Genomic DNA, 26647 nt, shown 5'->3' on the forward strand with positions numbered 1-26647 from the left:
GGGGCGTCGTCGTCTTTCACGCGTCTGGCTCGTGAGTCAGGGGCGCGCTTCAGACACTCTTGGGCTCGCTCATCAAGCCCTTGACGATGGAGTAGCAGGCTACCAGCAGTACCAGCGTGAAGGGCAGACCGGTCGTGATGACTGCGGTCTGCAGTGCCGTGAGGCCGCCACCCAGCAACAGGGCAATGGCGATGGCCCCCTCGATGAGGCACCAGAACACTCGCTGAGATGTTGGCGCGTCGACCTTGCCGCCGGCGGTGATGGAGTCGATCACCAGCGAACCGGAGTCCGAGGAGGTGATGAAGAACACCATCACCAGCACGATACCGACGAAAGAGGTGATGCTAGTTAACGGCAGCTGGCCGAGCATGGTGAACAACTGCAGCTCCAATGCCGCATTCTTTACACCCTCGAAGCCATCAGTGATGTATTGGTCGATGGCTGTACCACCAAAGGCGGTCATCCACAGCACCGAAACGACGGATGGCACCAGCAGTACGGCAATCAGGAACTCACGCACGCTGCGGCCACGGCTGACCCGCGCAATGAACATACCGACGAACGGCGACCAGGAGATCCACCAGGCCCAGTAGAAGGCGGTCCAACCCTGGCTGAAGTTGGCGTCCTCGCGTCCGAAGGGCATGGACAGGGCTGGCAGGTTGACCACATAGGCCATCAGGTTCTCGAAGAAGCCCGTGGCGATCATCAGGGTTGGCCCAACCACAATGACGAACAGCAGCAGCAGGAATGCCAGTGCCATGTTGAGCTGCGACAGGCGCTGTACGCCCTTGTCGACACCCAGCACCACCGAGCCCAGGGCCACAACCGTGATGCCCAGGATCAGCAATACCATGGTGGAATCGGTATCGGGTACGCCGAACAGATAGCCAAGCCCCGCCGAGGCCTGGGAAGCACCCAGCCCCAGCGACGTGGCCAGCCCGAACAGCGTGGCGAATACCGCCAGGATATCGATGATGTGGCCGGCCCAACCCCAGACGCGCTCACCCAGAACCGGGTAGAAGATCGAGCGCATGGTCAGCGGCAGACCCTTGTTGTAGGAAAACAAGGCAAGGGCCAGTGCAACCACGGCATAGATTCCCCAGGGGTGCAGGCCCCAATGGAAAATCGTCGCCGACATGGCCAGCGTAATGGCACCTTGCTGGTCACCGGCGGCGGCGCCCAGGGGAGCCCAGTCCGTGCGTACACCGTTTTCCATTGAGGTGCCGCTCATGGCGGTGCCGAAGTGAGTCATCGGCTCGGAGACGCCATAGAACATCAGGCCGATGCCCATGCCGGCGGCAAACAGCATGGCGAACCAACCCGCGTAGCTGAAGTCCGGTGTGGCATTGGCGCCGCCGATTCGCACCTTACCCATGGGCGTGAAGATCAACGCGATGGCGAGGATCACGAAGATATTGGCCGCCAGCAGGAAGAACCAGCTTAGATTACCGGTGAGGAAGCTGAAAATAGCATTGAACAACGGTTCAACCTGGTTCTGCATGGCTAGCGTAGCGATCACGAAGAACAGGATCACCAGCGAGGAGATAGTAAAGACCTTGCCGTGAAGGTCCATGTCCACCCCGAATTTGCGGCCGGTGATGTTGTCCTGACCAATGACGTAATCGGTATCAATCAGGTTTGCGGGCCCATCCGGAGCAGGAATGCCTTCGGACCCCGCATTGGCCTCTTTGGCTTTATCGTCGTTCGTCACGGGACTTCTCCTTGTTGACGTCGATTCGCGTTAGAGGAGAAGCGTCAATCGTGCTTTCCACGCACGGCTGACGCTTCGCCAAAGGTGGCGTTCACCTCTCAACATCCGAGAGACTCCGCACACACCGTTATCGAAGAAGAGCAGCGTCATCCGATCACACTCGATGAAGACTCCCTACCGATCCATTCAGTGACACCCGACTCTGCTCGGTGATGTCAGTCCTTCTTGCGTCGTCGTCCACGATTACACGACACATCCGCCTGTTTGACGATGGTTGAGAATCTGCGTCTTTTCAACGGCTTTTCTTCATCCATCGCTATCCAGCGAACAGGGAGCTTACATCATTCGAACCTCGCGCGTCTGCGCTTGGCGACACCATCCGGCGCTGCCAGCACATTCATGTCGCGATTTGGTCGCTTTTCAAGGCCATTCAATAAATAATTCTTGATGAAGCGTTTTATGTATTGAACTTCTTTATGCGTCGTACCCGGCTGCTGCAGCGTCTGACGCAAAAAACGGGGAGGCACGCAGAGTGCCTCCCTTGGTTCAGGCATCGGCCCGACGCTTGGTGACGCCTAGCGGAAGCCTTGCCGGTTATTTGCCGGACTTGCGCAGTGACTGGGTGACGCGATCCAGAATCATCGCCAGGATCACTACCGCGATGCCGGCCTCGAAACCGTCTCCCGGACGCAGGCGCTGGATGGCGCGCCAAACTTCGCTGCCCAGGCCATCGGCGCCGATCATCGCGGCGATGACCACCATGGAGAGGGCCAGCATGATGGTCTGGTTGATGCCGGCCATGACCGTTGACAACGACATCGGCAACTGCACCTTGACCAGCTTCTGGCCACGGGTCGCGCCATAGGCGTCGGCGGCTTCGATCAGCTCCACCGGCACCTGGCGAATGCCCAGGGTCGTGAAGCGAATGGCCGGCGGCATGGAGAAGATTACCGTAGCGAAGATCGCCGAGACCGAGCCGATACCGAAGAAGGGAATGGCCGGAATCAGATAGACGAAGGCCGGCATGGTCTGCATGAAGTCCAGCACCGGCATGATGGCCTTGTAGAGCCGCTCGGACAGCGCCGCGGCGATACCTACCGGCAGGGCGATGACCACCGCGACCACTGTCGCGATGACGACCAGCGTCAGGGTTTGGATCATCGGGTCCCAGAGGCCCAGGTTCCAGATCAGCGCCATGCCGATGGCGGCCCCGACGGCCAGTCGGGTATTGGCCACCCACCAGCAGAGTGCCGTGATGATGGCCAGCAGGGACCAGGGCGGCAACCACATCAGGCCATCATTCAGGAAGTTGATACCCGTCTCTGTTACCCGGGAAATACCACGCGTCACGACGGAATACTCACTGGTCAACCAGTTCAGGCCGCCTTCGATCCAGTCGCCTAGCGGAATACGCGGAATATCGATAGCCATTATTGTTCTCCTGCCTGAGCGAGTTCATCCAGGACGGCGCCCTTGACCACAACGCCCTGCAGCACATGGTCATCGTCCACCACGGCGATGGGGAAATGGTTGTCGTGGAACATGGCAAAGAGGTTGTGAAGGGGTTCATCCCGCTTCACGGTGCGGAATTCCTGTGTCATGACATCCGTCACCTTGTCCTTGCCCTGCTCATAGGCCTGGCTGGCACTGTCGGCATCGACGAGACCGATCAGGCGGCGCTCCTGGTCGAGAATATAGATCGAGTCGATACTGTATTCGCGCATCTTGCGCAGGGCGGTGCGTGGCCCATCCGTGTGGCGGGCCGTGGAACGCACCTTGCGCATGGCACTCTCGGCGGTCAGGATCCGTGACTTGTCGACCCCCTCGATGAAGCGCCGCACATAGTCGTCCGCCGGCTTGGTCAGGATCTCCTCGGGTGTGCCGATCTGCACCACCTCGCCATCCTTGAGCAGCACGATACGATCACCGATGGTCAGTGCCTCGTCGAGATCGTGGGTGATGAAGACGGTGGTCTTCTGCATGCGATGCTGCAGCGCCAGCAGCTCTTGCTGCATGTCGCCACGGATGAGCGGGTCGAGGGCCGAGAAGGCCTCGTCCATCAGCAGCACCGTGGCATCGTTGGCCAGTGCACGTGCCAGGCCGACACGCTGCTGCATGCCCCCGGACAGCTGATTGGGATAGGCATCTTCCCAGCCCTCCAGGCCGACCTGGGTGAGGGACTTCTGTGCCGCATCACGGCGCTCGTCAGGCGCGACACCGCGCACCTCGAGGCCGAATTCGGCGTTCTGACGCACGGTGCGGTTGGGGAAGAGGGCGAAGTTCTGGAACACCATGGAGAAGTGGCGGCGCCGGCATTCCAGCAGTTCCTTCTCCTTGAGGCTGGGGATATTCTCGCCGTCAATGACGATTTCCCCCTCGGTTGGCTCGATCAGGCGGTTCAGGCAGCGAATGAGGGTCGACTTGCCCGAACCGGAGAGGCCCATGATGACCAGAAGTTCACCCTCGTGAACATCAAAATCGATGTTGGACAGCCCCAGTGTCTGGCCGCTCTTGTCGAGGATTTCCGGGCGCTTGAGGCCCTGGTCGCGTAGCTCGAGCCCTTTCTTTGGCTGACTGCCGAAGACCTTGCTCAGGCTACGGACCCGAATCTTGACGTTTCGGTTGTCACTCATGGATGTGTCCTTGGTGGCTTTTCTCCCTCGATCCCGAGAGACGAGAAAGCCTGATGAATGTAAGGAGGCTGATGTTGGCGCTGCATGGTTCTCGTGCCTGAGTGTTATATTGTTTTAATTTTTATAATTCCCTTTTTATCAGCTAGTTAGTTTTTGTTTTGGGTCCGGTTGCGGCGCATGATGCGGTCGCTTGCTGCCCGGGATTCAGCGGCAACAAACGGAAGAGGCTACCGGTGGGACTGTCATTCAGCAAGTAGATGGCCCCATCGTCTGCCTGCCGGACGTCCCGAATGCGACCGATTTCCCCGTCCAGGACGATTTCTCGCGCCACCTCGTCGCGGGCCTTCAGCGTAAGCCGCACCAGCCGCTCGCTGCTCAGTCCACCGGCCAGGAAGTCGCCCTGCCAGGCCCCGAAGGGAGAGGAGGTCACCTGGGCCAGGCCGGAAGGCGCGAAGCGCCCCTCGAAGACATGCAGCGGATCCTGCATCCCGGGGGCGCTGTCCAGGCCAATCGGTTGGTTGGTGGCGTAGTCCCGGCCCAGGCTGACGGTGGGCCAGCCGTAGTTCTCGCCAGCGGTCAGACGGTTTAATTCATCGCCGGTGCGCGGACCGTGTTCCGTAGACCAGGCCGTACCGTCCTCGGAGACCACCAGGCCCTGGGGATTACGATGGCCCAGGGTGTAGATCGCGTCGGCGATGCTGTCGTCATCGGCGAAAGGGTTGTCCACGGCGGGCTCGCCCTCGGCGGTGAGGCGCAGGAAGCTGCCGGCATGATCGCTGCCGTCCTGGGCGCGTTCGGGCTCCATGCCGCGGTCGCCGATGCTCATCAGCAGGGTGCCGTCATCGAGCCAGGCCAGGCGTGAGCCATAGTGGCGGCCTGCCGCGGAGAAGCGGTTCTGGGTGAAGAGATGCTCCAGGTCGACCAGGCGGGTCTCCTCGAGCCGGGCACGGGAGAGGCTGGTGGCGCTGCCAGTGTCGCCGGGCCGACTCCAGGTGAAGTAGACCCAGTCATGTGCGCCATCGTCAGTCTCGTCGCTGCCGAACTGGGGGTGCAGGGCGATATCCAGCAAGCCCCCCTGGCCGCGGGCCGATACCTCCGGTACCCCGGAAACGCGGGTGACGTCGCCATCGGCGCTCACCAGTTTGAGCTGGCCCGCACGCTCGCTGACCAGAAAGCGGCCGTCGGGCAGGGGAGCCAGGCTCCAGGGCTGCTCCAGACCCGAGGCGACAGGCGTCAGGCAGAGCGTCAACGCCCGGGTCTCGATGGTGGTGTCGGCCTGGGCGTTCAGGCCGGCCGAGAGTAGCAGGCCGGCCAGCGACCGGCTCGTCAGTGCACGCATGCGTCCTCCAAAAAGCGCCCATACTGGCCCAGTATAGAGGGGCAAAGCGTTGACTGTGTGGCAGCCGGATTACATGAGGATGGCCAGCATGATGGGCAGATAGATCAGCGACAGCAGCGTCGAGCAGAACACCAGGCTGGCCACGTATTCGGGCTCGCGCTTGGCGCGCTGGGCAAACAGATAGTTGAAGACCGCGACCGGCATGCTCATCTGCAGCACCAGAATGCTCAGCGCCATGGGCGGCAGGGCCAGCAGGCTGCCGATCCCCCAGGCGATCGACGCCGCCAGGGGAATGCGCAGCAGGCTGAAACCGATGCCCGAACGCAGGTTGTTGACCCTGATGCTGGCCAGCGAGACGCCCAGGGTGATCAGCATCAAGGGCACGGTCAGCCCGGATATTAGATCGACACTGTTGGCCAGCCAGAGCGGCAGCTCGGTATCGGTCAGCAACAGCGCCAGGGCGAGGAGGATGGCATAGACCGTCGGCGTCTTGGCCAGGGACTTCAGGGGGTTGCCACGGCTGGCCAGCATGGTGCCCAGGGTGAACTGGAACAGCGACACCGTCACCATGACAGTGATGCCAAAGGCAAAGCCGGCCTCGCCGAAGGCATAGAGCACCACCGGCAGGCCCATGTTGCCGGTGTTGGGGTACATGGCCGGGGACAGCATGACCCGCCAGTCCTTGCCCAGCAGGCGAGCCAGCAGGAAGGCGGCGCCCGCCATGCAGGTGATGACCAGGGCGGCAGCCAGCATGGTGCGACCGAAACTGCTGGCATCGATCTCGGCCCCGGCCAGGGAGGCCAGCACCAGCGAGGGGGTGCCGATATTGAAGACCAGCCGAGTAACGAAGGCCACCGGATAGTCATGGCCGAGCCGGACCCAGGTGAACCCGAGGCCGGCACCGGCGAGCACCGGTGCCATGACGGCAAAGAGTTGAGCGTACATGGTGTCTCCAGACAAGTATGAGCGCGAGTATGGTCGCGACCCGGGGGCCTCAGGCTGGCCCGGCTCGAGTGGCAGCCGCCAGTCGGGATGCCCCGGCCCGCTCCGACTGGCGTTGCAGTGATAGATCGAGGCGTTCCACCAGTCCCGCCAATAGGGCACGGTGGCGTTCGTCCAGTGAAGGCTGATGATTCAGTGCCACGACCAGGGCCTCGCCGGCGGGGCGTACTTCACTGCAAGCACGTCCGTTGGCGCTATCCTGGTAGGCTTGGGCCAGTGCCGCGAAAAAACGGCGTTGGGCGCGATGCACTGCCGGGTCCGTCAGGTCGTCCAGGCGTCGGCGGAGCTGGAGACAGGCATAGCCGATATCCAGGCCGGTGAGCCCCAGGGTGAACAGGTGTCGCTGGTCTTCCGGGAGTACGTCGTCGTGCCGAGCCAGTTGCAGCAGGCGGTCGGCCATGCTGCCGATGAAGTACGTTTCCGCTTCATGAATCGGGCGCTTCGGCAGTCGTCGCAGGTCATGGGCGATGGCCTTGACCAGGCGCTGCTTGCGCAGGCTTGAGCCGAAGCCGGGCAGCAGTCGAAACCCGCTGACCACGGTGGCCAGGCCCACCATGACGGCGATGGCACGGTTGATGAAGCTTTCGAAGGAGAAATCCATGCCATTGCCGGGCATGGTCAGCAGGATGTTGCCGATGGTGAAGGCCAGGCAGTAGCCCATCAGGCGCGGGTTGGCGGCGCCCAGCAGGCCCAGAAACAGAGGCGGCAAAAAGATCATTGCCAGCATCACAAAGCCATTGGCCTGGGCCAGCAACACATGCCCGAACACAAAGGCACTGGGGATGGCTGCCAGCATGCCCTTGGCGAACATCATGCAGATCATCACCGGATTGTCACGGCTGGCGAAGAAGGCCGAGAACAGAGTGCCGAGCAGCATGGCCACCTGGCCATTGTTCCAGGCCGTAGCGATCCACAGGCTGGCCAGAGCGACGAAGATAAGGCCGGCCCGCAGGGCATTCAAGCCAGCCGTCAGATGATCGCGATGCCAGGCGAGGGCCGCGCCGCGCAAGCGTTTGCCGGCGGGCCGTGACAGGCTATCCCGGGCATCGAGCATGATCAGCGCGTGGCCCAGGGTTTCGCGCAGGCCGATGAGCACACGCAGCTGCAGCGGCGATGCCTCCTGGTCGGGGCAGTCGAGCACCCGCCGGCGAAGTTCCTGCAGGCGTCGCTGGGCCTGGCCGACACCACTGGATTCAGCGGCGAGGCGAAAGCCGTCGGCGATCTCGTCGGCCAGCCGGTGAATGGCGGGGTCGAGGCGCTCGCCGTGGTGGTGGAGCAGCTGCTGAAGGGCATGCAGGCTGGCCATCAGGCGCAGGCTGTGGCGTGTCAGCACATGGCTGGCACGAATGCGACCCGGCCCCTCGGGGCCTTCATAGCGCGCCGCCTGGCTATCGGTCTCGAGCTGAGTGAGAGGCTCCAGGCTAGCCGTCAGGGTGGACTGGAGCATCTCGACATCGCTGGTGTCGGCGAGGCGCAAGCTGGCGTGATGAAAGGCCTGGTTGACCACCTCATCGGCCTGTTGCCCCAGGTGGTCACGCACCTTGATCGGCCACAACAGGGAGCTGACCAGAGTGGCGCAGATGGCACCCAGCGCCAGCTCGGAAAGGCGAGCCACGGCGATGCCGAAGATGCCATCCGGCTGCTTGGCGCCGATCACCACGATCAGCATGGCGGTGACGGCGCCCATGATGCAGCCGTAGGAGGCGTTGTTGCGCAGCAGGGAGCTGCCATAGGTGCACAGCATGATCCACAGCGTCAGCATCACCAGCGCCGGGATCGGTGCCTGAACGAATAGCCCCATGATGAGCATGCCGGCGGCACAGCCGACCACGGTGCCGGCGACCTGGCTCAAGCCCTTTTCGACGACCATGCCGCTCATCGGACGTATCTGCAGGAATGCCGCCGAGATCAGCGCCCAGTAGGGTCGTTCCAGGTCGCACCACAAGGCCACATAAAGCGCCAGCAGCATGGCCAGGGTCGCCTTGACGGCAAACTTCACGGCCTGACTGCCGGGGGTCAGATAGGCTTGCAGCCAGGGCGACATCCAACTTACTCCGCGTTGTCGGTGATGCGCACCGTGGCCGTCATGCCGGCGCTCAGGGTGGTGTCCTCGGGAATCTCATCGAGAGCGATGCGCACCGGAATGCGTTGGGCGAGGCGCACCCAGCTGAAGGTCGGCTCCACCTGGGGCAACAACTGCGCGTTGGTCGAGGCGTTGGGGTCGGCGATGCCACCGCCGATGCTTTTTACATGCCCGCGCAGTTCGGTATCGCCGCTCATCAGGATGATCCGGGCCGGGTCACCGACCTGAATGGAAGGCATCTTGGTTTCCTCGAAATAACCGGTGACATAGAAAGAGCCGGCCTTGACCAGCGCCATGACAGGAGTACCAGCATTGACATAGTTGCCCACGGCGAGCTGAAGGTTGAGTACCTGGCCGTCGGCCGGTGCCTCGACCGTGGTGCGTTTCAGGTCGGTGCGAGCGCTCTCCAGATTGCTCCGGGCCTGCTTGAGCTGAGCGGCGGCGACCTGGCTATTGATGCGGGCGGTTTCCTGGCTTTCCGCGCTGATCGCCTGACGGCTCAGTCGATTGCGGCGTGAGGCTTCATGTTGACTCAGTTCCAGCTCGGCTGCGCGCTGCTCGACGACTGCCTGAGCTTTCTCCAGGGCGGTCTGATAGCGCGTATCGTCGATCCGAAACAGCGTCTCGCCCTGACTGACGTGCTGGTTATCGGCAACCGGCAGCGCGACCACGCGGCCCGATACGTCAGGCGCGATGGTGATGACATTGGCACGCACCCGGCCATCTCGCGTCCAGGGCGTGAACAAGTAGTAATGCCATAGCCAGAGACCGGCGGCGACCGCCACGGCCACGACAGCCAGGGTAACGAGGATTCGAATCAGCGTGCGCATCATGATCAGAGGAGTCCCGTGGCGGACGGCCATGCGGCAGCGGCCGTGCAGATGACGAACAGGGCAGTGTCGAACCAGGCCTCGAACCACCACTGGCGAGCCCCCACCAGGCGATGCAGCACGGCGCGTATCACCAGCGCACCGGCCAGCCCGATCAGCACGTAAAGCAGCATGGGCGAGAGCAGAATCCCGCCCAGGGCGATTTCACGAAGGGCCATGGTCTCTTTGCCTCATTGGTTGGGGAAACGCCGCGATGTGCGTGCGCAGGCATTCAGGGGGCGTTTCCTTAGGCGACTCATGATAGCAATTCATGCGGCCCTCGGCATCCGGGCGGCAGGGGCGCCGCATGCCTTGAACATGGGCTAAGTATAAGCAGGATGTCCCTAGCTGGCCTGTCGTGACACATCCTCCTGCCACTCGGCCGGGCGGGCGCTGCGCAGGAAGTCGAGCAAGGCCGAGATCTTGCGTGGTTGATGGCCATGCGGATAGAGCAGACTGACCGGCGTTGGCGAGACCTGCCAGCTTGCCAGGCTGCGCTCCAGCTGGCCCGGGTGGGCGGCATTGCGGCGCTCAGCCATCCAGTTGGGCAGCACCCCCAGCCCCTGACCGCGGGCAATGGCATCGGACTGCAGGACGAGGCGGTTGACGCGCAGCCGCGACCCCGGGGAACGAATGTCGACCTGGCCATGGTATGGGTGGCGCAGCATCAGGCCCTGCTCGGCCTCGCCGAGCAGGTCGACCCAGTCGTAACGCTCCAGCTCGCGAGGATGCCCAGGACGGCCGTGTTGGGCCAGATAGTCGGGGTGCGCGTACAGACCGCATGACAGCAGTGCCAGCGTCTCCTGACGCAGCCCCACATCCCCCGTTTCACCGAACCAGATCACCACCGTCTGCGGGGAGATGATCTCGGGCAGGCGCTCGCGAATCATCAGATTGACTCTTACCCCGGGGTAACGCTGCATGAAGGTTTCGATGGTTTTGGCCACCCAGCCGCGTCCCAGGGCGTCGTGCACCTCCAGGGTCAGTTCGCCGCTGATGTCCTCGCGTAGCTCCTCCAGCGCCTGATGCCCCTGATCCGCCAGTGCGAGAATCCGCAGACAGTAGTCGTGAAAGACGCGGCCGGCCTCGGTGGGCAGCAGGCGGTTGGACTGGCGGCGCATCAGGGGCTGGCCCAGCTGCTCTTCCAGCTGATGCAGCCGCCGACTGAGCGTGGACTTGGAGGAGCCGAGCCGGCGAGCACTGGTGGTGAGGCTGCCGGAAGCCATGACGTCGGCAAAGGCACGCAACTCGTCGAGGTCAGACATGGGGGAGTTCTCGAATCCGGGAGATGAGGCCGTGTCATACGCTACCGGCCGCTGATGAAAATCATTATCCTTCGCTGTTGCGAATCATGCAACGGGATGTATGACGACAGGGGAGAACGAATTTGAAACAATCTAAACGATAAAAATTCGCATTACAGATTAGCTTCCCGGTCAGGATCATCAGGAGACAAAGAGCATGCCCCATCCTTTCGCCCGCACCCTGCTCGTCACCGCCGTGTCGGCCTTCAGCGCCTCCGGCGCCATGGCTCAGGAGACACAGGAGCAGCAACTCGATGATGTCGTGGTCACGGCCGCTGGCTATGAGCAGCAGGTCAAGAATGCGCCGGCCTCCATCAGTGTGCTGCCGCGTGAAGAGCTGGAAAAGCGCCATTACCGCAATGTCACGGATGCCTTGCGTGATGTGCCGGGGGTCATCATCACCGGCGGCGGCAGTGGTGACAACGGTCATGACATCAGCATGCGCGGCATGCCGGCCGAATACACCCTGATCCTGGTCGACGGTCAGCCGGTGAGCTCGCGCGAGTCGCGTCCCAACGGCAGCGCCGGGTTCGAGCAGGACTGGCTGCCGCCGCTGCAGGCCATCGAGCGTATCGAAGTGGTACGCGGCCCGATGTCGACCCTGTATGGCTCGGATGCCATCGGCGGGGTGATCAACGTGATCACCCGCAAGGTGGCGCAGGACTGGAGCGGCAGTGTCCAGCTCGACAGCATCGTGCAGCAGGACAGCCAGTCCGGTGACAGCTACCAGGGCAACTTTTACCTCAACGGCCCATTGGTCAAGGACCTGGTCGGGCTTCAGGTCTATGGCCGTGCCAAGACGCGGGAAGAGGACGACATCGTCAACGGCTACGAGGACAAGACGCTGCGCAGCCTGACCGGCCGTCTGACATTTACGCCCAATGCCGATCACGACCTGGCCGTGGAAGCCGGTACCACCGAACAGACCCGCGAAGGCCATGTCGGTCGCAGTGTGGCCAGCGCCGGGTGTCGCGGCGGCTGTGAGGACACCTACAGTGAGCACACCCGGCAACATGTAGCGGTGTCGCACGAAGGGCGCTGGGATATCGGCACCACCGATACCCAGGTGCAGCGTGAAGTCACGGAGAACAAGAGCCGTGAAATGGAAATCACCAATACCACTGCCAAGACTTCGCTGGTGATGCCGCTGGGCGCTCATATCCTGACTCTCGGTACCAGTTACGAGAAGGAAGAGCTGGAAGATGCGACATCCAACCAGATCTCGGATCGCTCACAGATCGAAAGCTCCCAGTGGGCCCTGTTCGCCGAGGACGAGTGGATGGTGACCCGCGACTGGTCGCTGACCGGCGGGTTGCGCCTGGATGACGACGAGAACTACGGCAGCCACCTGAGTCCAAGGCTGTACAGCGTCTGGAACATGACGCCGAGCTGGACCCTGAAGGGTGGCGTCTCGACCGGTTTCCGCTCGCCCAGCCTGCGTGATATTACCGCCGACTGGGGAGCCATCAGCCGTGGCGGCACGACCTACGGCAATCCGGACCTTGAACCGGAAACCTCGCTCAACAAGGAGCTGGCGTTGCTGTACAGCGGGGAAAGTGGCCTGAGCGGCGGTATCACCCTGTTCCACAACGACTTCCAGGACAAGATCACCCGACTGCCGTGCCGTTCCGAGGTGCGCTGCCCGCCCGTGACGCAATACGATCGCGACGAGAACGGCGACCTCAACACCAATACCCGCGAGAACATCGACGAGGCGGTAACGCGTGGCGCCGAGTTGTCGCTGTCGGCGCCACTCGCCGACAGCCTGGAACTGACGGCCAGCTATACCTACACCGACTCCGAGCAGAAGACTGGCGAATACGCGGGCGAGCCCTTGACGCAGCTACCCGAGCACGAGGTCTCGGCCACCCTGGACTGGCAGGCCAGCGACCGGTTGAGTCAGTGGACGCGCCTGACCTATCGCGGTGAAGAAACCCAGCCGACGACCGGCCCCTCGCAGAGCGCCCTGGTGGCACCGTCCTACACCTTCGTCGACACCGGCATCGGCTACGACATGACGGAAAACGCCACCCTCAACGTCGGCATCTACAACCTCTTCGATGAGTCCGTCACCGCCGAAGAGTATGGCTATGTGGCAGACGGTCGCCGCGCCTGGCTCGGCCTGAGCGTCGATTTCTGACGCAGGACGGGGCGCAACGGCGCGTGGCAGGAACCCGGCATGCCAGCGCTTTTAAGACTCATTATGTTTCCACCCTCCAAGGAGTAACCCATGTCATTACTGCCAATCACTGCTCCCCGTCAGGGACGCCTGCTGGCCGGCCTGACGCTGGGCCTGGCCGCCTCCACGCTGGCCATGGCGCCTGCGTCGGCCCAGGCGCGCAGCCTGGAGACGGCCCATGGCGAGATCGAGATCGAAGGCCAGCCGGAGCGCGTGGTGACCCTCTACGAGGGCGCCCTGGATGCTTCCCTGGCGGCCGGGGTGACACCGCTGGCGGCTGTCGCCACGCGCGGCGGCGACGGCGTGGCCGAGTACCTGAGTGATCAGGTGCCGGATATCGCCATGGTCGGCACCAGCCGTGAATTCAATCTCGAGGCCATTGCCACCCAGAACCCTGATCTGATCCTGGCCTCGCCGTATCTGAGTGACGAACAGTACCAGCTGATCTCGCAACTGGCGCCCACGGTGGTCCCGGAAAACCACGGCTTCTCGCCGGATGGCTGGAAGGCCGAGACGCGTCTGTACGGCAGGGCACTGGGGCGTGCCGACGACGTGAATGCCGCCATCGCGGATGTCGAGGCGCGTGCCGCGGACCTCCAGGCGCAACTGGATCCTGGCGATACCACCACTAGCCTGGTGCGTTGGATGCCCCAGGGGCCGCTGGTCATGTCGAGCGAGCTGTTTGCCACCGGGATGCTCGAGGCGGTGGGGTTAAACGTCACCGACGCCGGGCTGGTCAAGGACGGCCGTCCGCACAGTGACCCGCTGAGTCTCGAGAATCTCGAGCAGGTCGACCAGGACCTGCTGTTCCTGGCCACCCTCAACGACGACGGGCGGCAAGCTCTGGAAGCTGCGCGGCAATCGCCGGCTTTTGCCCGCCTAGATGTGGTCCAGCGTGACCGTGTGTTTGCCGTGAACGGCCAGCTGTGGACCAGCGCCTCCGGCCCGCTGGCCGCACAAGCAGTGCTGGACGATATCGAGGCCGCCCTGTTGCCTGACAGCGAATGATCAGCGGCGCCATGCAACGACCTCTGACCGGCCAGGCCCTTGCCCTGGCCGGCTTGCTGCTGTTGGTTTGTTTCGCCAGCCTGCTGTGGGGTGCCGGCGATGTCGGTCCCGGGCGTGCCCTGGCAGTCATGCTGGGGCAGGGCGACGCGGAGGCGCGCTTCGTGGTCACCACCCTGCGTGGCTCGCGGACCCTGGTCGGGCTGGCCGTGGGCATGGCCCTCGGGGTCGCCGGGGCCCTGCTGCAGACTCTCTCGCGCAACCCGCTGGCCGAGCCGGGACTGCTGGGTGTCAGCGCTGGTAGCGCCTTCGCCGTGGCCATCGCCCTGTTGCTGGGCACCTCGGCGGCGACGCTGCGCATCGGGGTGGCCCAGTTGGGTGCCTTGTTGGGGTGTCTTTGCGTGCTGGGCGTGGCGCGCGTGCGCGGCCTTGGCCAGGATCCGGTGCGCCTGGTGCTGGCCGGGGCCGCTTTTTCCGGGCTGCTCTCGGCACTCACGACCCTGCTGTTGATGTTCGACCAGCGCGCCGCCGACGAGATTCGCTTCTGGGTGGTCGGCAGTCTGTCGGGGCGCGATATCGACGACCTGCTGGCCGTGCTGCCGAGCTTCATGCTGGCCACCGCCATCACCCTGCTGATTGCGCGCCCCATGGCGGCGCTGGCGCTCGGCGAGCGCATGGCCGCCGGACTCGGCCATCACCCCGGGCGCGTGCGGCTGCTGGCGATCCTGGTCGTCGCCCTGCTGGTCGGCGGCGCTACGGCCATTGCCGGTCCCATTGCCTTCGTCGGGCTGGTGGTGCCGTTCGCGGCGCGGGCGCTGGCCGGCCCGGACATACGCCGTAGCCTGTGGCTGTGCTTGCTGATCGGCCCGTTGATGATATTGAGCGCCGATATCATCTCGCGGCTGGTGGTGGCGCCGTCGGAATTGCCACTGGGCGTATTGACGGCACTGTGTGGCGCGCCGGTGCTGGTGGCCGTGGTCAGGCGTCGTCGCCTGCCGACGTTATAGGAACCCCATGAGTCTGACGGTATTATCCTCGTCTTCTCGGCGCCATCGGTCGGTCTCCGCTTCTCGGGTGGTGGCCCCGGCTGGCACCCATCGCCTGGCTTGGGGCCATGTCAGCGTGCTGCTCGACCGGCGCACCCTGGCGGCCAAGCTGTTGCTGCTGGCCGCCCTGTTGGCGGCCAGCCTGACGTATCTGTGTCTGGGGGAACGCCATCTGTCGCCCCTGGAAGTGCTGGCCGTCCTGCAGGGCCAAGGTGAAGGTCTAGCCAACTTTCTGGTGGCCGCGCTGCGCCTGCCCCGGCTGGGCGCCGCCCTGGCGACCGGCGCCGCCTTTGCCCTGGCCGGCTGCCTGATGCAGACCCTGGCGGCCAATCGCTTGGCCACGCCGGGGATCATCGGCATCGACAATGGTGCCACGGCCTTCGCCGTGGCCTCGGTGGTAGGGCTCGGTGTCGGCATGGCGCCGCCGGCCATGGCGCTGGCCGGGGCGGCCACCGCCACCGTGCTGACCTTCGGCCTGGCATTGGGAGGCGGCACCCAGGGGTATCGCTTCATCGTCGCCGGGATCGGTGTGGGGGCGGTCTTCGGTGCCATCACCAATCTGCTGCTGGCGCGCGTGGCCATCGATGTCGCCAATGCCGCCTATCCCTGGACAGTGGGGTCGTTGAGCGCGCGGCCTGAAGGCGCCGTCCGGCTGCTGGCTCTAGGTCTGGCACTGGGCTTGCCGGCCGCGCTGGCCTTGAGCCGTTCGCTGCGCCTGATGGGTTTTTCCGAGTCCGTGGCGCGCAGCCTGGGCACGCGGCTCGGGCTCAGGCGGGTGCAGGTGCTGAGCACCTCGGTGGTGCTGACGGCGCTCGCCGTGGCCGTGGCCGGGCCGGTGGGCATGGTCGGGCTCATCGGCCCGGAGCTGGCGCGTCATCTGGCCTCGCCACGCCGGGTGCCGGTGCTTGCCTCGGCGTTGGCCGGTGCCCTGATCATGGTGCTCGCCGACCTGGCCGGCCGCCTGATGCTCGCACCACTGGAGATTCCGGTGGGTATTGTCACCGCCGTCGTGGGCGGTCCCTGGTTGTTGTGGATCCTGATTCGCCCACGCCGTCATGGAGTTGCCTGAGATGAATGGCATTGTTTCTTGCCTCGAAGCCCGGGACCTGACCCTGGCCCACGACCGCAACCCGGTGGTGGTCGACCTCAACCTGCAACTGCCGGCCGGGCGGGTCACGGCCATCGTTGGCCCCAACGGTTGTGGCAAGTCGACCCTGCTGGCGGGGTTGGCGCGGCTGCATGCCCCGCAGGGCGGGCAGGTGCTGCTCGACGGCAGCGCGATCGTGCGGCTGCCGGCGCGCGAGCTGGCCCGGCGACTGGCGCTCCTGCCTCAGGAGGCGAGGGCACCTGAGGGGCTGACCGTCGCCGAACTGATCGGCTTCGGCCGTCAGCCTCACCAGAGCTGGTTGCAGCAATGGTCGTCGGAAGACCGGCGCATCGTCGATGAGGCCCTGACAGCCGCGGATCTGCACGCGCTGGCCGAGCGACCGCTGGAATCGCTTTCCGGCGGTCAGCGGCAGCGCGCCTGGATCGCCATGATCATCGCCCAGCAGACCTCGCTGCTGCTGCTCGATGAACCCACCTCGGCACTCGATCTGGGACACCAGCTGGAGGTCTTCGAGCTGGTCCGCGAGCTGGCCGATCAGGGTCGGACTCTGGCCATGGTGCTTCACGACCTGCCGATTGCCTGCCGCTACGCCGACCATCTGGTGGCCATGCGTGATGGTCGCATCATCGCCGCGGGGCCGCCCGGCGAGGTGGTGACACGCGACCTGGTGCGCGAGCTGTATGGCGTGGACTGTAGCCTGCTGCATGACCCCGATAGCGGAGCGCCGATACTCACCGGGATGCGTCGCATCCGCCGCTGACCGGGCGGCCGGCGGCAATGAACGGGCCCGGCCAGTCATGGCCGGGCCCGGAATGCCGTCAGGTCGCAGTGGCAAGGGTGACGGGGTTACTGAGCGGTGTCTTGCGCGCTGTCCTGGGTCACGTCGCCGGCCGAGTCGGCTGCTTCTTCGGTGGCACCCGCAGCTTCACCGGCGGCCTCCTGGGTCTGTTCGCCGAACGATTCCAGGGCTCCACCGGCCTTGTCGAGCAGGCTGCTGGCCGTGGATTGCGTGGTTTCCCAGGCGCTGCTGGCGCCTTGTTTGGTATTCTTCCACGCCTGCTGAAGGCTCTGGCGGGCGTTGCTCCACCAGGTGTCGGTGTATTCCGGCTGTTGGCTGACGGCCTCGGCGTCCAGGTCGAGGTGGACGCGGTACTGGATGGCATCCAGCTTGTCGCCGTTGCGTGTCTCGACGGTGAAGTCATCAACGCCCACGACGTACTGTTTATCGCCCATGTCGAGCAGGTTGCCGGTATCGACCACCAGGGCATGGATGCGCATCTCGTCATTCAGCAGCACGTCCTCGACCTCGCCGATGGACTGGCTGTCGTCCGACTTGGCGTAGACGTTGGCATCCAGCAGCTCGTCGGTGGAGTACAGCCCTTGCGGCGCCGCCATGGCCGTGGCCGAGAGCGTCGCCGTGAACAGCAGGCCGGCACCCAGCAGAGCCGGGCGCAGGGCAGGGGATAGCGTATTGGGTAGTGTCATGCGGGTCTCTCCTTGATCCTTGATATCATGGTTGATATCGGCAATGCCTTGGGCCCCGAAAAAGGTCATGAGTTCCCGACGAAGCATGGAACGCTGTTATCGACCGGGTTTATCACCTTGATGGAAGATGGCGCTTTTACTCGGGAAGAGGGCGAATGCTATACATGCACGCTTCAACTGGCGCGAGACGCTCGGAGGGCAGGATGACAGCTCGATGGATGGCAGGGGCGACCCTGATGGCGGCGACATGCCTGGCGGCTCCCGCCCAGGCACAGGAGGCGTCGCCCGAACCGATCAATGCCGTGGCCACCACCGGCATGGTGGGCGATATCGTGCAGCAGGTGGGTGGCGAATGTGTCACGGTCACCACTCTCATGGGCCCCGGTGTCGACCCGCACCTGTATCGGGCCAGCGCGCGTGACGTCTCGATCTTTCAGGCGGCCGAGATGATCTTCTACTCCGGTTACTCCCTGGAAGGGCAGCTCGGTGATGTGCTGGAGCGCCTGGGCGAGACCCGGCCGACCATTGGCGTGGCGCCTGCGTCGACCGACGTCGACGAGCTCATCACCACCCAGGATGAATACGGCCTTGACCCACACCTGTGGATGGACGTCTCACTCTGGTCGCGCATCGTGCCGACCGTGGCGGATGCGCTGAGCCAGCAGCGCCCGGCCTGCGAGACGCGCTTTCAGGATCATGCCGAGGCCTATGTTGCCCAGCTCGAGGCCCTGCATCAGTGGGTGAAGGAGAGTATCGCCAGCATTCCCGAGCAGCAGCGTATCCTGGTGACCGCCCACGATGCCTTCAATTATTATGGTCGCGCCTATGGTATCGAGGTAGCCGGCATCCAGGGTCTCAGCACCGCCACCGAAACCGGCGTGGCCGACATCCGCCGGATGGCCGATGTCGTGGTCGAGCGCGAGGTGCCGGCTGTCTTCGTCGAGAGCACCATCAGCCCACGCACCGTCCAGGCGGTGATCGAAGCGGCTCGGCAACAGGGGCACGAGGTGTCGATCGGCAGCCAGCTATACTCGGACGCCATGGGTGAGACGGGCACCTTGGATGGCACCTATATCGGCATGCTGTACCGCAATACACAGCATATCGTCGAGTCATTGGGCGGCAAGACACCGGCACTGCCCCGGGCCCTGGATGACTGGGCGGCGCGCTGGGGGATTTCCTCCTCCTGACGCCTGCCAGGCACTTCACCGCCATGCGTTATTCCCACGACTCAACCGAGAGGCCGCTTCGATCATGACCACGCCGCTCCATGAACCGGATCTTGCCCTGCACGTCGAGGATCTGACCGTCAGCTACCACAGCAAGCCGGTGCTATGGGATATCGACTTCGACGTGCCGCCCGGCGTGATGGCAGCGATCGTCGGCCCCAATGGTGCCGGCAAGAGTACCCTGATCAAGAGTGTGCTCGGTCTGGTGCCGACGGTCGCCGGTCATGTGACTCTGTTTGGCCGGACCTATCGGCGACATCGGCGGCGGGTCGGCTATGTGCCCCAGCGTTCCAGCGTTGACTGGGACTTTCCGACCACTGCCCTCGATGTCGTGACCATGGGCCTCTATGGCCGACTCGGCTGGATCAGGCGCCCGGGGCGCGGTGAGCGGCGCGAGGCCCTGCAGGCCCTGGAAATGGTCGGCATGCAGGCCTTCGCCGATCGCCAGATCAGCCAGCTCTCCGGGGGCCAGCAGCAGCGCGTCTTCCTGGCCCGTGCCCTGGTGCAGAAGGCCGATGTCTACTTCCTCGACGAGCCCATGGCCGGTGTCGATGCCACCACCGAGCGCGCCATCGTGGACATCCTGCGGCGCCTGCGGGATGACGGCAAGACCGTGATCGTCGTCCACCATGACCTGCAGACGGTGCGCAGCTATTTCGACTGGCTGATGATCCTCAATGTGCGCGTCATCGCCCAGGGCCGCGTCGAGGATGTCTATACCGCCGACAACCTGCGCAGTGCCTACGGCGGCCAGATTGCCCTGCTCGACGAGACGGCCCTGATGCAGCCTGACACCACCGATGACAAGACGGCGGGGGCCTGATGTCGCCGCTCGAACTGATAACCGACCACACCATCCAGAATGTTGTCATCGGCGCCGCCTTGCTGGGCCTGATCAGCGGCGTGCTGGGCAGCTTTGCGGTATTGCGCAAGCAGAGCCTGCTCGGCGACACCATGTCCCACGCCGCGCTGCCCGGGGTGTGCATCGGCTTTATGATCGCCGGATCGCGTGAGATGGGCATTCTGTTGCTGGGTGCCCTGACCACTGGCGCCCTGGCGGCGCTGGTCATGCTGATGCTGACACGCAACAGTCGCCTCAAGACCGATGCGGCCCTGGGCATCGCCCTGAGCACCTCCTTCGCCTTGGGCGTAGTGCTGTTGACGCACATCCAGAACCAGAATAATGCCGCCCAGGGCGGGCTGGATGCCTTTCTCTTCGGGCAGGCGGCGGCGACCCTGCGCAGCGATCTGTGGATCATGGGCGGCGTCACCCTGGTGGCGCTGGCGCTGGTGATCGCGTTCTGGAAGGAGTTCAAGCTGGTCTCATTCGATCCGCAGTTTGCCGCTTCGCTTGGCATGCCGGTGATGTGGCTGGAAGTCCTGCTCACGGTTATGATTGCCCTGGCGGTGGTGGTCGGACTGCAGATGGTCGGCGTGGTGCTGATGGCGGCGATGATCATCGCCCCGGCAGTGGCGGCACGCCAGTGGAGTCACCGGCTGGAAAGCATGGTGATGCTGGCTGCCGTCGTCGGCGTCGCCGGGGGCGTGTTCGGCGCCTTGCTGAGTGCGCTCTCGCGTGGTCTGGCCACGGGCCCGCTGATCATCCTGAGTGTCTCCAGCGTGGTGATGGTGTCGCTACTGCTGGCGCCCGGGCGTGGCTTCGTCTGGGAGGGCATTCGCCTCTGGCAGGGACGTCGTCGGCTGCGCTATCAACAGGTGCTGACCACCCTCTATCGGCTCGCCCTGCACCATGATGACCCGACCTTTCGTTCCGAACAGGGCATGCTCGATACCTATCACGGCCATCGCACGCGAGCGGCCTTGCGTCAGTTGCTGAAGCGCGGCCTGGTCGAATGGCGTTCGGCTCCGCCGGAGGAGCCGCGGGGTGCCAAGCACTGGGTGCTGACCCCGCGCGGGCGGGACGAAGCCGAGCGCATCCTCGACTCGCTGGGCAGGGGGGAAAGCTGATGCAGGCTGCGCTGTTCGACAATGCCGCCCTGATGATCATGCTGGTCGGTGCCCTGGTTGGCATCGCCTCGACCCTGGTGGGCACCTTCCTGGTGCTGCGCGGCGTCAGCATGCTGTCCGACGCCATCGGCCACTCCATCGTCTTCGGCATCGTCATCGTCTGGCTGATCACCCACCAGCAGAGTGGCCCCGTGCAGATTATCGGCGCGGCCCTCACGGGTTTGCTGACGGTCTTTCTCACCGAGCTGCTGGTCAGCACCCGGCGGGTCAAGAAGGATGCCGCCATCGGCCTGGTGTTTCCGGTGCTGTTCTCCGCCGGGGTGCTGTTGATCAACCTCTATGCCCGGGATGTGCATATCGACAGCCATACGGTGCTGCTCGGCGAGATCGGCTTCGTGTGGCTGGACACCCTGACCCTCGGCGACTATCGCGTTCCCCAGGCGCTGGTGTGGATGGGTACCATGACGCTGATCAATGGCGCCTTCGTGACGCTCTTCTACAAGGAGCTCAAGATCGCCACCTTCGACGAAGCATTGGCCAAGGCTCTGGGGATGGCCCCGAGCCTGCTGTTCTATGTGCTTCTGCTGCTGACCAGCGGCACCGCGGTGGCGGCCTTCGACGCCGTGGGGGCGGTGCTGTTCGTCGCCTTCGTCATCGTGCCGCCGGCCACGGGCTACCTGCTCACCGACCGCCTGTGGATGATGTTCATCCATGGCTCCCTGGTGTCCATCGCCTCCAGCATCTCGGGCTACTGGCTGGCGGTGTTCTGGAATGTCTCGATCGGCGGCATGATGGCGGTGATGACCGGGGTCTTCCTGCTGCTGGCTTTTCTGCTCGGGCCGCGCTACGGCATGGTCGCCCAGGTACTGCGACGTCGCGGACAGCGGCGGGTCAACGAAATCCGTACCCTGGCGGTGCACCTCTACAACCACGAGGACGGCCCGGAGCAGTGGGCGGAAAACGTCACCCAGGCACTGCGCGAACACCTGCTGTGGGACAACGCCAAGGCCAACCGGGTCGTCGCGCGCAGCCGCGAGCAGGGCCTGGTGGAATGCCGCGGCCAGAGCCTGGTGCTCACCGAGGCCGGTCGCGACATGGCCCGGGAAATTCTCGAACCGACGCGCAATGGCACGGGGTCGCTGAAGACGGCGACCTGAGCCCCGCTCAAGCCGGGGCGTTGCGCTTTCGCGGACCTCGGTGGCGCGCCAGCTGTGTCGGCCGGCGCGTTGACTTGCACGCCTGATGCGCCACAATGCCCCGCCATTTGCCCGTCGAGGAGCGCCCGTGGAACTCTTGCGCGTCGTCTTTCGCCATTATCGCTGGCCGTTCATTGCCGTCATGGCGCTCAGCCTGGCGAGTGCCGGCCTGGGCATCGGTGTCATCGCCTTCATCAACCGCCGCCTGATCGAGGCTCATGGTGATCCCCTGAGCGTGCTGCCGCAGTTCCTCGGGCTGATCGTGCTGCTGCTGGCCATCACCCTGGGGGCGCAGCTGGCGCTGACCACCCTGGGTCACCACTTCGTCTATCGGCTGCGCGGGCATCTGATCAAGCGCATTCTCGACACCGATATCGAGCGTATCGAGGCGCTGGGCAGCGCCAATCTGATGGCCAGCCTGTCGAGTGACATTCATCACATCACGGTGGCCTTCGTGCGCCTGCCCGAGCTGGTGCAGGGGGTCATCCTGACGCTCGGCTCGGCGCTCTATCTGGCCTGGTTGTCGCCCGGCATGCTGGCGGTCACGGCGGTCTGGGTGGCGGTGACGGTGGTGGTCGGCTGGTTGCTGGTATCGCGGGTCTATCAGCACCTGAGCCGGGTGCGGGCCACCGAGGATCGGCTCTATCAGGACTATGCCTCGGTCATCGAGGGGCGCAAGGAACTGGCGCTCAATCGCGACCGGGCACGCCGCCTGTTCGACGAGACCTATACCCGCAATGCGCGGGAGTATCGCCATCACATCATCCGCTCCGATACCTTCCACCTGAGTGCGGTCAACTGGTCGAACATCATGATGCTCGGCGCCATCGGCCTGGTGTTCTTCCTGGCCAATGGCCTGGGCTGGGCCAACACCAATGTGGCGGCGACCTATTCGCTGACGCTGCTGTTTCTGCGCACGCCGCTGATCCAGGCCGTGGGCGCACTGCCCACGCTGCTCGGCGCCCAGGTCGCCTTCGACAAGCTCGAGAGCCTGGAGCTGGCCGAGTATCGCCAGGCCTTCACCAGTGGCGAGGCGCTGAATCACTGGCAGACGCTGGAGCTGCGCGGCGTGCGCTTTCGTTATCCTGCCGCCGAGCAGAGTGAGGGTTTCGAGGTCGGCCCCATCGACCTGACGCTGACGCGTGGCGAACAGGTCTTTCTGATCGGCGGCAACGGCAGCGGCAAGTCGACCCTGGCGCGCCTGCTGACCGGGCTCTATCAACCCCATGACGGCGAGATCCTGCTCGATGCCGAGGCGCTGACGGCGGAGCAGTGGGAGGCCTATCGGCGCAGCTTCTCGGCGGTGTTCACCGACTTCCACCTCTTCGACCGGCTGGTCGGCCAGGAGGGTGCCGCGCCCGATCCGGCCCTGGTACAGGACTGGCTGGAGCGGCTTGGCATGCAGGACAAACTGCAGTTCGACGGCGACCGGGTCACCAATCCCCAGCTCTCCCAGGGGCAGCGCAAGCGTCTGGCGCTATTGCTGGCGGTCGCCGAGCAACGCGACTTCCTGCTGCTCGACGAGTGGGCCGCCGATCAGGACCCGCAATTCCGCCGAACCTTCTACCAGGCTCTGCTGCCTCGATTGCGCGAGCTGGGCAAGACGGTGCTGGCGGTCAGCCATGACGACGCCTACTTCGGTCATGCTGACCGCCTGCTGGAGATGCGTGAGGGCAGGCTCACCGAATTGACCGGCCAGCAGCGCGAGCAGGCCAGCCGGGACGCCGTGGGGCGACTGGACGACGACACGCCATGAGTGGCTGACAAGCGGCCAGGCTAGACCCCCAGCGGCGAGGTGCTGTCGGCGGCATTCGTCTCGACGCCGGGGCTGTCCAGCAAGGGCAGGGCGTTTCGCCGGGCCGGGTCGCTGACCAGCAGGACCATGCCGGCCAGGGCCAGCACTCCGGCGCCCAGCAGGCCGATTAGAGCCATGGCGATGCCCGGTCATGTGCCAGCACGGGTCATGGTATGGCGCGTCATCCCGCCTAGTGAGAAGCGCAAGCCTGGCAAGAAAGCCTGTGTTGGGCACCCGGTTCGGGCCAGAACCCCATGCCGGGCACCGTTGTTGGTCGAGGGTCGCGCGTTGACTGGCAGGATTGTGAATCTGAGTGGCAACGATTATCATCCGCGCTAGTGTGTCGATGATGTCTTTCCGGCACCGTCGTATTCATCGCTGTCATTCTCGAGGTCCTTTCATGCCAACTTCCTGCTCCTCCCTTCGCCCCCGTTCGCCGCTGGCGCTGGCCATTCGGCGCGCCCTTGGGCTGTCGCTGTCCGGTGCCGCTCTTGTCGGGGTGCCGGCCCTGGCCCAGGCGCAGGATGCGGCCGTCGAGTCCGATACCGTGGTGGTCACCGCCACCGCACTGAAAGTGGCAGTGCCGCTGGCCCAAACGCCGCGTTCGGTGTCCAAGGTGCAGCGTGAAGAGCTGGACGAGCGCAACGTCCAGAGCCTGGATGAAAGCTTCCGTTATCGCGCCGGTGTGTTATCGGGGCACTATGGCGCGGATAACAATACCAACTGGTTCAAGGTGCGCGGCTTTAACCAGGCGACCTACATGAATGGCCTGCGGCTGTTCGATCCGGGCTACTACGAATGGACACCCGAGCCCTATGGCCTGCAAAGCGTCGATGTCTTCAAGGGCCCGGCCTCGATCCTGTATGGCGAGGCGCCCTCCGGGGGGCTGGTCAATGCCATCAGCAAGCGTCCCACCGAGGAAGCGCAGGGCGAAGTCCAGGTTCAGGTCGGTAACCGCCATCACCGCCAACTGGCCTTTGATACCTCGGGGCCGGTGACGCAGAGCGGCGATGTGCGCTATCGCCTGGTCGGTCTCTACAAGGAGCGCGACGGCGACCTGAACGGCACCTCCAACGAACGCTACTACTTTGCGCCCAGCCTGGAGTGGGATGTCTCGGACGACACCCAGCTGACCTTTCTGGCCAGTGTGCAGAAGGATGACGGCGTGCCGGAAAATCCCTTCAAGCTGGCCTACGGCACGGTGCAGGACACGCCCTTCGGCAAGGTCGATCCCGAGACCAATTATGGCGCGCCGAACTACGACAAGGACGAGCGCACCCAGGTCAGTGTCGGCTATGAGCTCAGCCATCAGTTCAGCGATACCTGGACCTTTGAGCAGAACCTGCGCTACAGCCATCTCGACATGGAACTGCGCAGTACCTATATGGACTTTGCCACCGGCGACGGCCGCACGGCCTACCGGGGGCATCTGCAGCGTGACGGCGAGATCGACAACCTGACGGTCGATAATCGCATGATCGGCAAGTGGTACACCGAGCGCACGGAAAATACCCTGTTGTTCGGTGTCGACTATCAGGACCTGAGCCTGGACGGTCAGGAGTTCGACAACTTTACCTACGATACCGTCGATATCTTCGATCCCGATACCTCCATTACACCGGTTGATCAGAGCCAGCTCTTCGGTCGCCGGATCGACAAGCAGCAGTTGGGCCTCTATGTGCAGGACCAGCTGCGCATCGATGATCGCTGGGTGCTGCTGGGCAGCGTGCGCCACGACAGCGCCGATGTGAAGAACACCAACCAACAGCTCGATGTCACCGTCGATGAGACCCAGTCACAGACCTCCTACTCCGGGGGCGTGATGTACCTGGGCGACAATGGCATCAGCCCCTATCTCAGTTATACCGAATCTTTCAGCCCGCAGGCCCAGACCAATGTGGACGGAGCCATCTTCGAGGAAATCGAGGGCGAACAGTGGGAAGTCGGCGTCAAGTATGCGCCGGCGTCCTGGGACGGCTACGTCAGCGCCGCGGCCTTCGATATCGAGGAATCCAACTCCTTCGCCACCACGCCTGCCGGCTATCAGGCTCAGGCAGGTGAAAAGACGTCCACTGGCTTCGAGCTCGAGAGTGTCGGCTACCTGACCGACCAGTTGCAGCTCACGGCGGCGTATACCTACACCGATGCGCGTAACGATGACGACACGCGGGCCGCCCTCATCCCACGCCACCAGGCCTCCACCTGGCTCGATTACGACTTCCAGCAGGGCGCCCTGGCCGGCCTCAAGCTGGGCGGCGGCGTGCGCTATGTGGGCGAGAGTGTCGACGGCGACACCACCGTCTCCAGCCACACCCTGGTCGACGCCATGGCCAGCTACGACTTCGCCAACAACTGGCGCGCCCAGGTCAACGTCAACAACCTGACCGACAAGGAATACATCGCCAGCTGTGACTTCTGGTGCTACTACGGTGAATCGCGGAGTGTGATCGGTAGCTTGAGCTACCAGTGGTAACGCGTGAGGGGTAAGTGGTAAGGAATCGAGAGGGAAGAAGTAAGAACGAAGAGGGAAGAAGGAATAGGTAAGAGGTAAGAGGTAAGAGAAGGCCCGGTGGTGCGAGACGCACCCCGGGCCTTTTTGCTGGTAACAGCGTCGATCGTGAGCCGATGCTGCTCGCTGCTCGCTACCAGCTTCCGCTTTTTCTTCCCTCTTCCCTCTTCACTCTTTCCTCTTCCT

At 64.2% G+C, this 26647-nt stretch carries 23 protein-coding genes; 11 read left to right on the top strand and 12 right to left on the bottom strand.

Annotated elements, in window-relative coordinates; all coding sequences use genetic code 11:
* Positions 1 to 49 precede the first annotated feature (49 nt).
* The 10 genes from HHA01_RS02290 to HHA01_RS02335 form a co-directional block, all read right to left on the bottom strand.
* Positions 50 to 1711 carry a BCCT family transporter gene (locus tag HHA01_RS02290; RefSeq protein ID WP_141317490.1) on the bottom strand — a complete coding sequence of 554 codons (1662 nt, stop codon included), beginning with the start codon at positions 1709 to 1711 and terminating at the stop codon, positions 50 to 52.
* A gap of 341 nt (positions 1712 to 2052) precedes the next feature.
* Positions 2053 to 2238 carry a hypothetical protein gene (locus HHA01_RS02295; RefSeq protein ID WP_141317491.1) on the bottom strand — a complete coding sequence of 62 codons (186 nt, stop codon included), beginning with the start codon at positions 2236 to 2238 and terminating at the stop codon, positions 2053 to 2055.
* A 67-nt stretch (positions 2239 to 2305) separates the two neighbouring features.
* Positions 2306 to 3136 (bottom strand): ABC transporter permease, encoded by an 831-nt coding sequence (locus HHA01_RS02300; RefSeq protein WP_141317582.1) that lies wholly within the window; start codon positions 3134 to 3136, stop codon positions 2306 to 2308.
* Positions 3137 to 3141: 5 nt separating this feature from the next.
* On the bottom strand, positions 3142 to 4344 hold the full coding sequence (locus HHA01_RS02305) for a quaternary amine ABC transporter ATP-binding protein (protein WP_141317492.1): 1203 nt from the start codon (positions 4342 to 4344) through the stop codon (positions 3142 to 3144).
* A gap of 142 nt (positions 4345 to 4486) precedes the next feature.
* Positions 4487 to 5683 carry a PQQ-dependent sugar dehydrogenase gene (locus HHA01_RS02310; RefSeq protein ID WP_141317493.1) on the bottom strand — a complete coding sequence of 399 codons (1197 nt, stop codon included), beginning with the start codon at positions 5681 to 5683 and terminating at the stop codon, positions 4487 to 4489.
* A gap of 69 nt (positions 5684 to 5752) precedes the next feature.
* Positions 5753 to 6628, bottom strand: coding sequence for an AEC family transporter (locus HHA01_RS02315; protein WP_141317494.1), 876 nt, complete (start codon positions 6626 to 6628; stop codon positions 5753 to 5755).
* Positions 6629 to 6677: 49 nt separating this feature from the next.
* Positions 6678 to 8729: an FUSC family protein gene (locus tag HHA01_RS02320; RefSeq protein ID WP_141317495.1), complete on the bottom strand. Its 2052-nt coding sequence runs from the start codon at positions 8727 to 8729 to the stop codon at positions 6678 to 6680.
* A gap of 5 nt (positions 8730 to 8734) precedes the next feature.
* Positions 8735 to 9598: an efflux RND transporter periplasmic adaptor subunit gene (locus HHA01_RS02325; protein ID WP_141317583.1), complete on the bottom strand. Its 864-nt coding sequence runs from the start codon at positions 9596 to 9598 to the stop codon at positions 8735 to 8737.
* Between the two features lie 5 nt (positions 9599 to 9603).
* Positions 9604 to 9816 (bottom strand): DUF1656 domain-containing protein, encoded by a 213-nt coding sequence (locus HHA01_RS02330; protein WP_141317496.1) that lies wholly within the window; start codon positions 9814 to 9816, stop codon positions 9604 to 9606.
* Between the two features lie 165 nt (positions 9817 to 9981).
* Entirely contained in the window at positions 9982 to 10902 is a 921-nt protein-coding gene (locus HHA01_RS02335; protein WP_141317497.1) for a LysR family transcriptional regulator, read from the bottom strand.
* Between the two features lie 196 nt (positions 10903 to 11098).
* On the opposite strand from HHA01_RS02335, the gene HHA01_RS02340 reads away from it, so the two are divergent.
* The 5 genes from HHA01_RS02340 (at position 11099) to HHA01_RS02360 (ending at position 17039) form a co-directional block, all read left to right on the top strand.
* Entirely contained in the window at positions 11099 to 13081 is a 1983-nt protein-coding gene (locus HHA01_RS02340) for a ligand-gated channel protein (protein WP_141317498.1), read from the top strand.
* A gap of 90 nt (positions 13082 to 13171) precedes the next feature.
* Positions 13172 to 14128, top strand: a complete 957-nt coding sequence (locus HHA01_RS02345; RefSeq protein ID WP_170214818.1) for an ABC transporter substrate-binding protein — start codon at positions 13172 to 13174, stop codon at positions 14126 to 14128.
* An 11-nt stretch (positions 14129 to 14139) separates the two neighbouring features.
* The gene (locus HHA01_RS02350; protein WP_246053784.1) at positions 14140 to 15132 is read left to right on the top strand and encodes a FecCD family ABC transporter permease; all 993 of its coding nucleotides are present in this window, start codon (positions 14140 to 14142) and stop codon (positions 15130 to 15132) included.
* A 7-nt stretch (positions 15133 to 15139) separates the two neighbouring features.
* A complete protein-coding gene (locus tag HHA01_RS02355) occupies positions 15140 to 16240 on the top strand; it encodes a FecCD family ABC transporter permease (RefSeq protein WP_141317500.1) in 1101 nt (366 codons plus the stop codon).
* Position 16241: 1 nt separating this feature from the next.
* Positions 16242 to 17039 (top strand): ABC transporter ATP-binding protein, encoded by a 798-nt coding sequence (locus tag HHA01_RS02360; protein ID WP_141317501.1) that lies wholly within the window; start codon positions 16242 to 16244, stop codon positions 17037 to 17039.
* An 86-nt stretch (positions 17040 to 17125) separates the two neighbouring features.
* Here HHA01_RS02360 and HHA01_RS02365 read toward each other — a convergent pair whose 3' ends face one another.
* On the bottom strand, positions 17126 to 17764 hold the full coding sequence (locus tag HHA01_RS02365; protein ID WP_141317502.1) for a PRC-barrel domain-containing protein: 639 nt from the start codon (positions 17762 to 17764) through the stop codon (positions 17126 to 17128).
* Positions 17765 to 17967: 203 nt separating this feature from the next.
* Between HHA01_RS02365 and HHA01_RS02370 the strand changes: the two genes are divergently transcribed.
* The 5 genes from HHA01_RS02370 (at position 17968) to HHA01_RS02390 (ending at position 23913) form a co-directional block, all read left to right on the top strand.
* Positions 17968 to 18954 carry a metal ABC transporter solute-binding protein, Zn/Mn family gene (locus HHA01_RS02370; RefSeq protein WP_246053785.1) on the top strand — a complete coding sequence of 329 codons (987 nt, stop codon included), beginning with the start codon at positions 17968 to 17970 and terminating at the stop codon, positions 18952 to 18954.
* Between the two features lie 64 nt (positions 18955 to 19018).
* Positions 19019 to 19816: a metal ABC transporter ATP-binding protein gene (locus HHA01_RS02375; RefSeq protein ID WP_141317503.1), complete on the top strand. Its 798-nt coding sequence runs from the start codon at positions 19019 to 19021 to the stop codon at positions 19814 to 19816.
* A complete protein-coding gene (locus HHA01_RS02380) occupies positions 19816 to 20961 on the top strand; it encodes a metal ABC transporter permease (RefSeq protein ID WP_141317504.1) in 1146 nt (381 codons plus the stop codon). Before HHA01_RS02375 ends, HHA01_RS02380 begins: the two co-directional genes overlap by 1 nt.
* Positions 20961 to 22118 (top strand): metal ABC transporter permease, encoded by a 1158-nt coding sequence (locus tag HHA01_RS02385; protein WP_141317505.1) that lies wholly within the window; start codon positions 20961 to 20963, stop codon positions 22116 to 22118. The genes HHA01_RS02380 and HHA01_RS02385 overlap by 1 nt, the downstream gene beginning before the upstream one ends.
* 85 nt (positions 22119 to 22203) lie before the next feature.
* Entirely contained in the window at positions 22204 to 23913 is a 1710-nt protein-coding gene (locus HHA01_RS02390; protein ID WP_281285656.1) for a multidrug ABC transporter permease/ATP-binding protein, read from the top strand.
* Between the two features lie 20 nt (positions 23914 to 23933).
* On the opposite strand, the gene HHA01_RS14730 is transcribed toward HHA01_RS02390, so the two are convergent.
* Positions 23934 to 24089: a hypothetical protein gene (locus HHA01_RS14730; protein ID WP_170214819.1), complete on the bottom strand. Its 156-nt coding sequence runs from the start codon at positions 24087 to 24089 to the stop codon at positions 23934 to 23936.
* A 263-nt stretch (positions 24090 to 24352) separates the two neighbouring features.
* Between HHA01_RS14730 and HHA01_RS02395 the strand changes: the two genes are divergently transcribed.
* On the top strand, positions 24353 to 26425 hold the full coding sequence (locus HHA01_RS02395; RefSeq protein WP_141317507.1) for a TonB-dependent siderophore receptor: 2073 nt from the start codon (positions 24353 to 24355) through the stop codon (positions 26423 to 26425).
* Positions 26426 to 26647 lie beyond the last annotated feature (222 nt).

The organism is Halomonas halmophila, from assembly GCF_006540005.1.
In the GTDB taxonomy this organism is placed as follows: Bacteria; Pseudomonadota; Gammaproteobacteria; order Pseudomonadales; family Halomonadaceae; genus Halomonas; species Halomonas halmophila.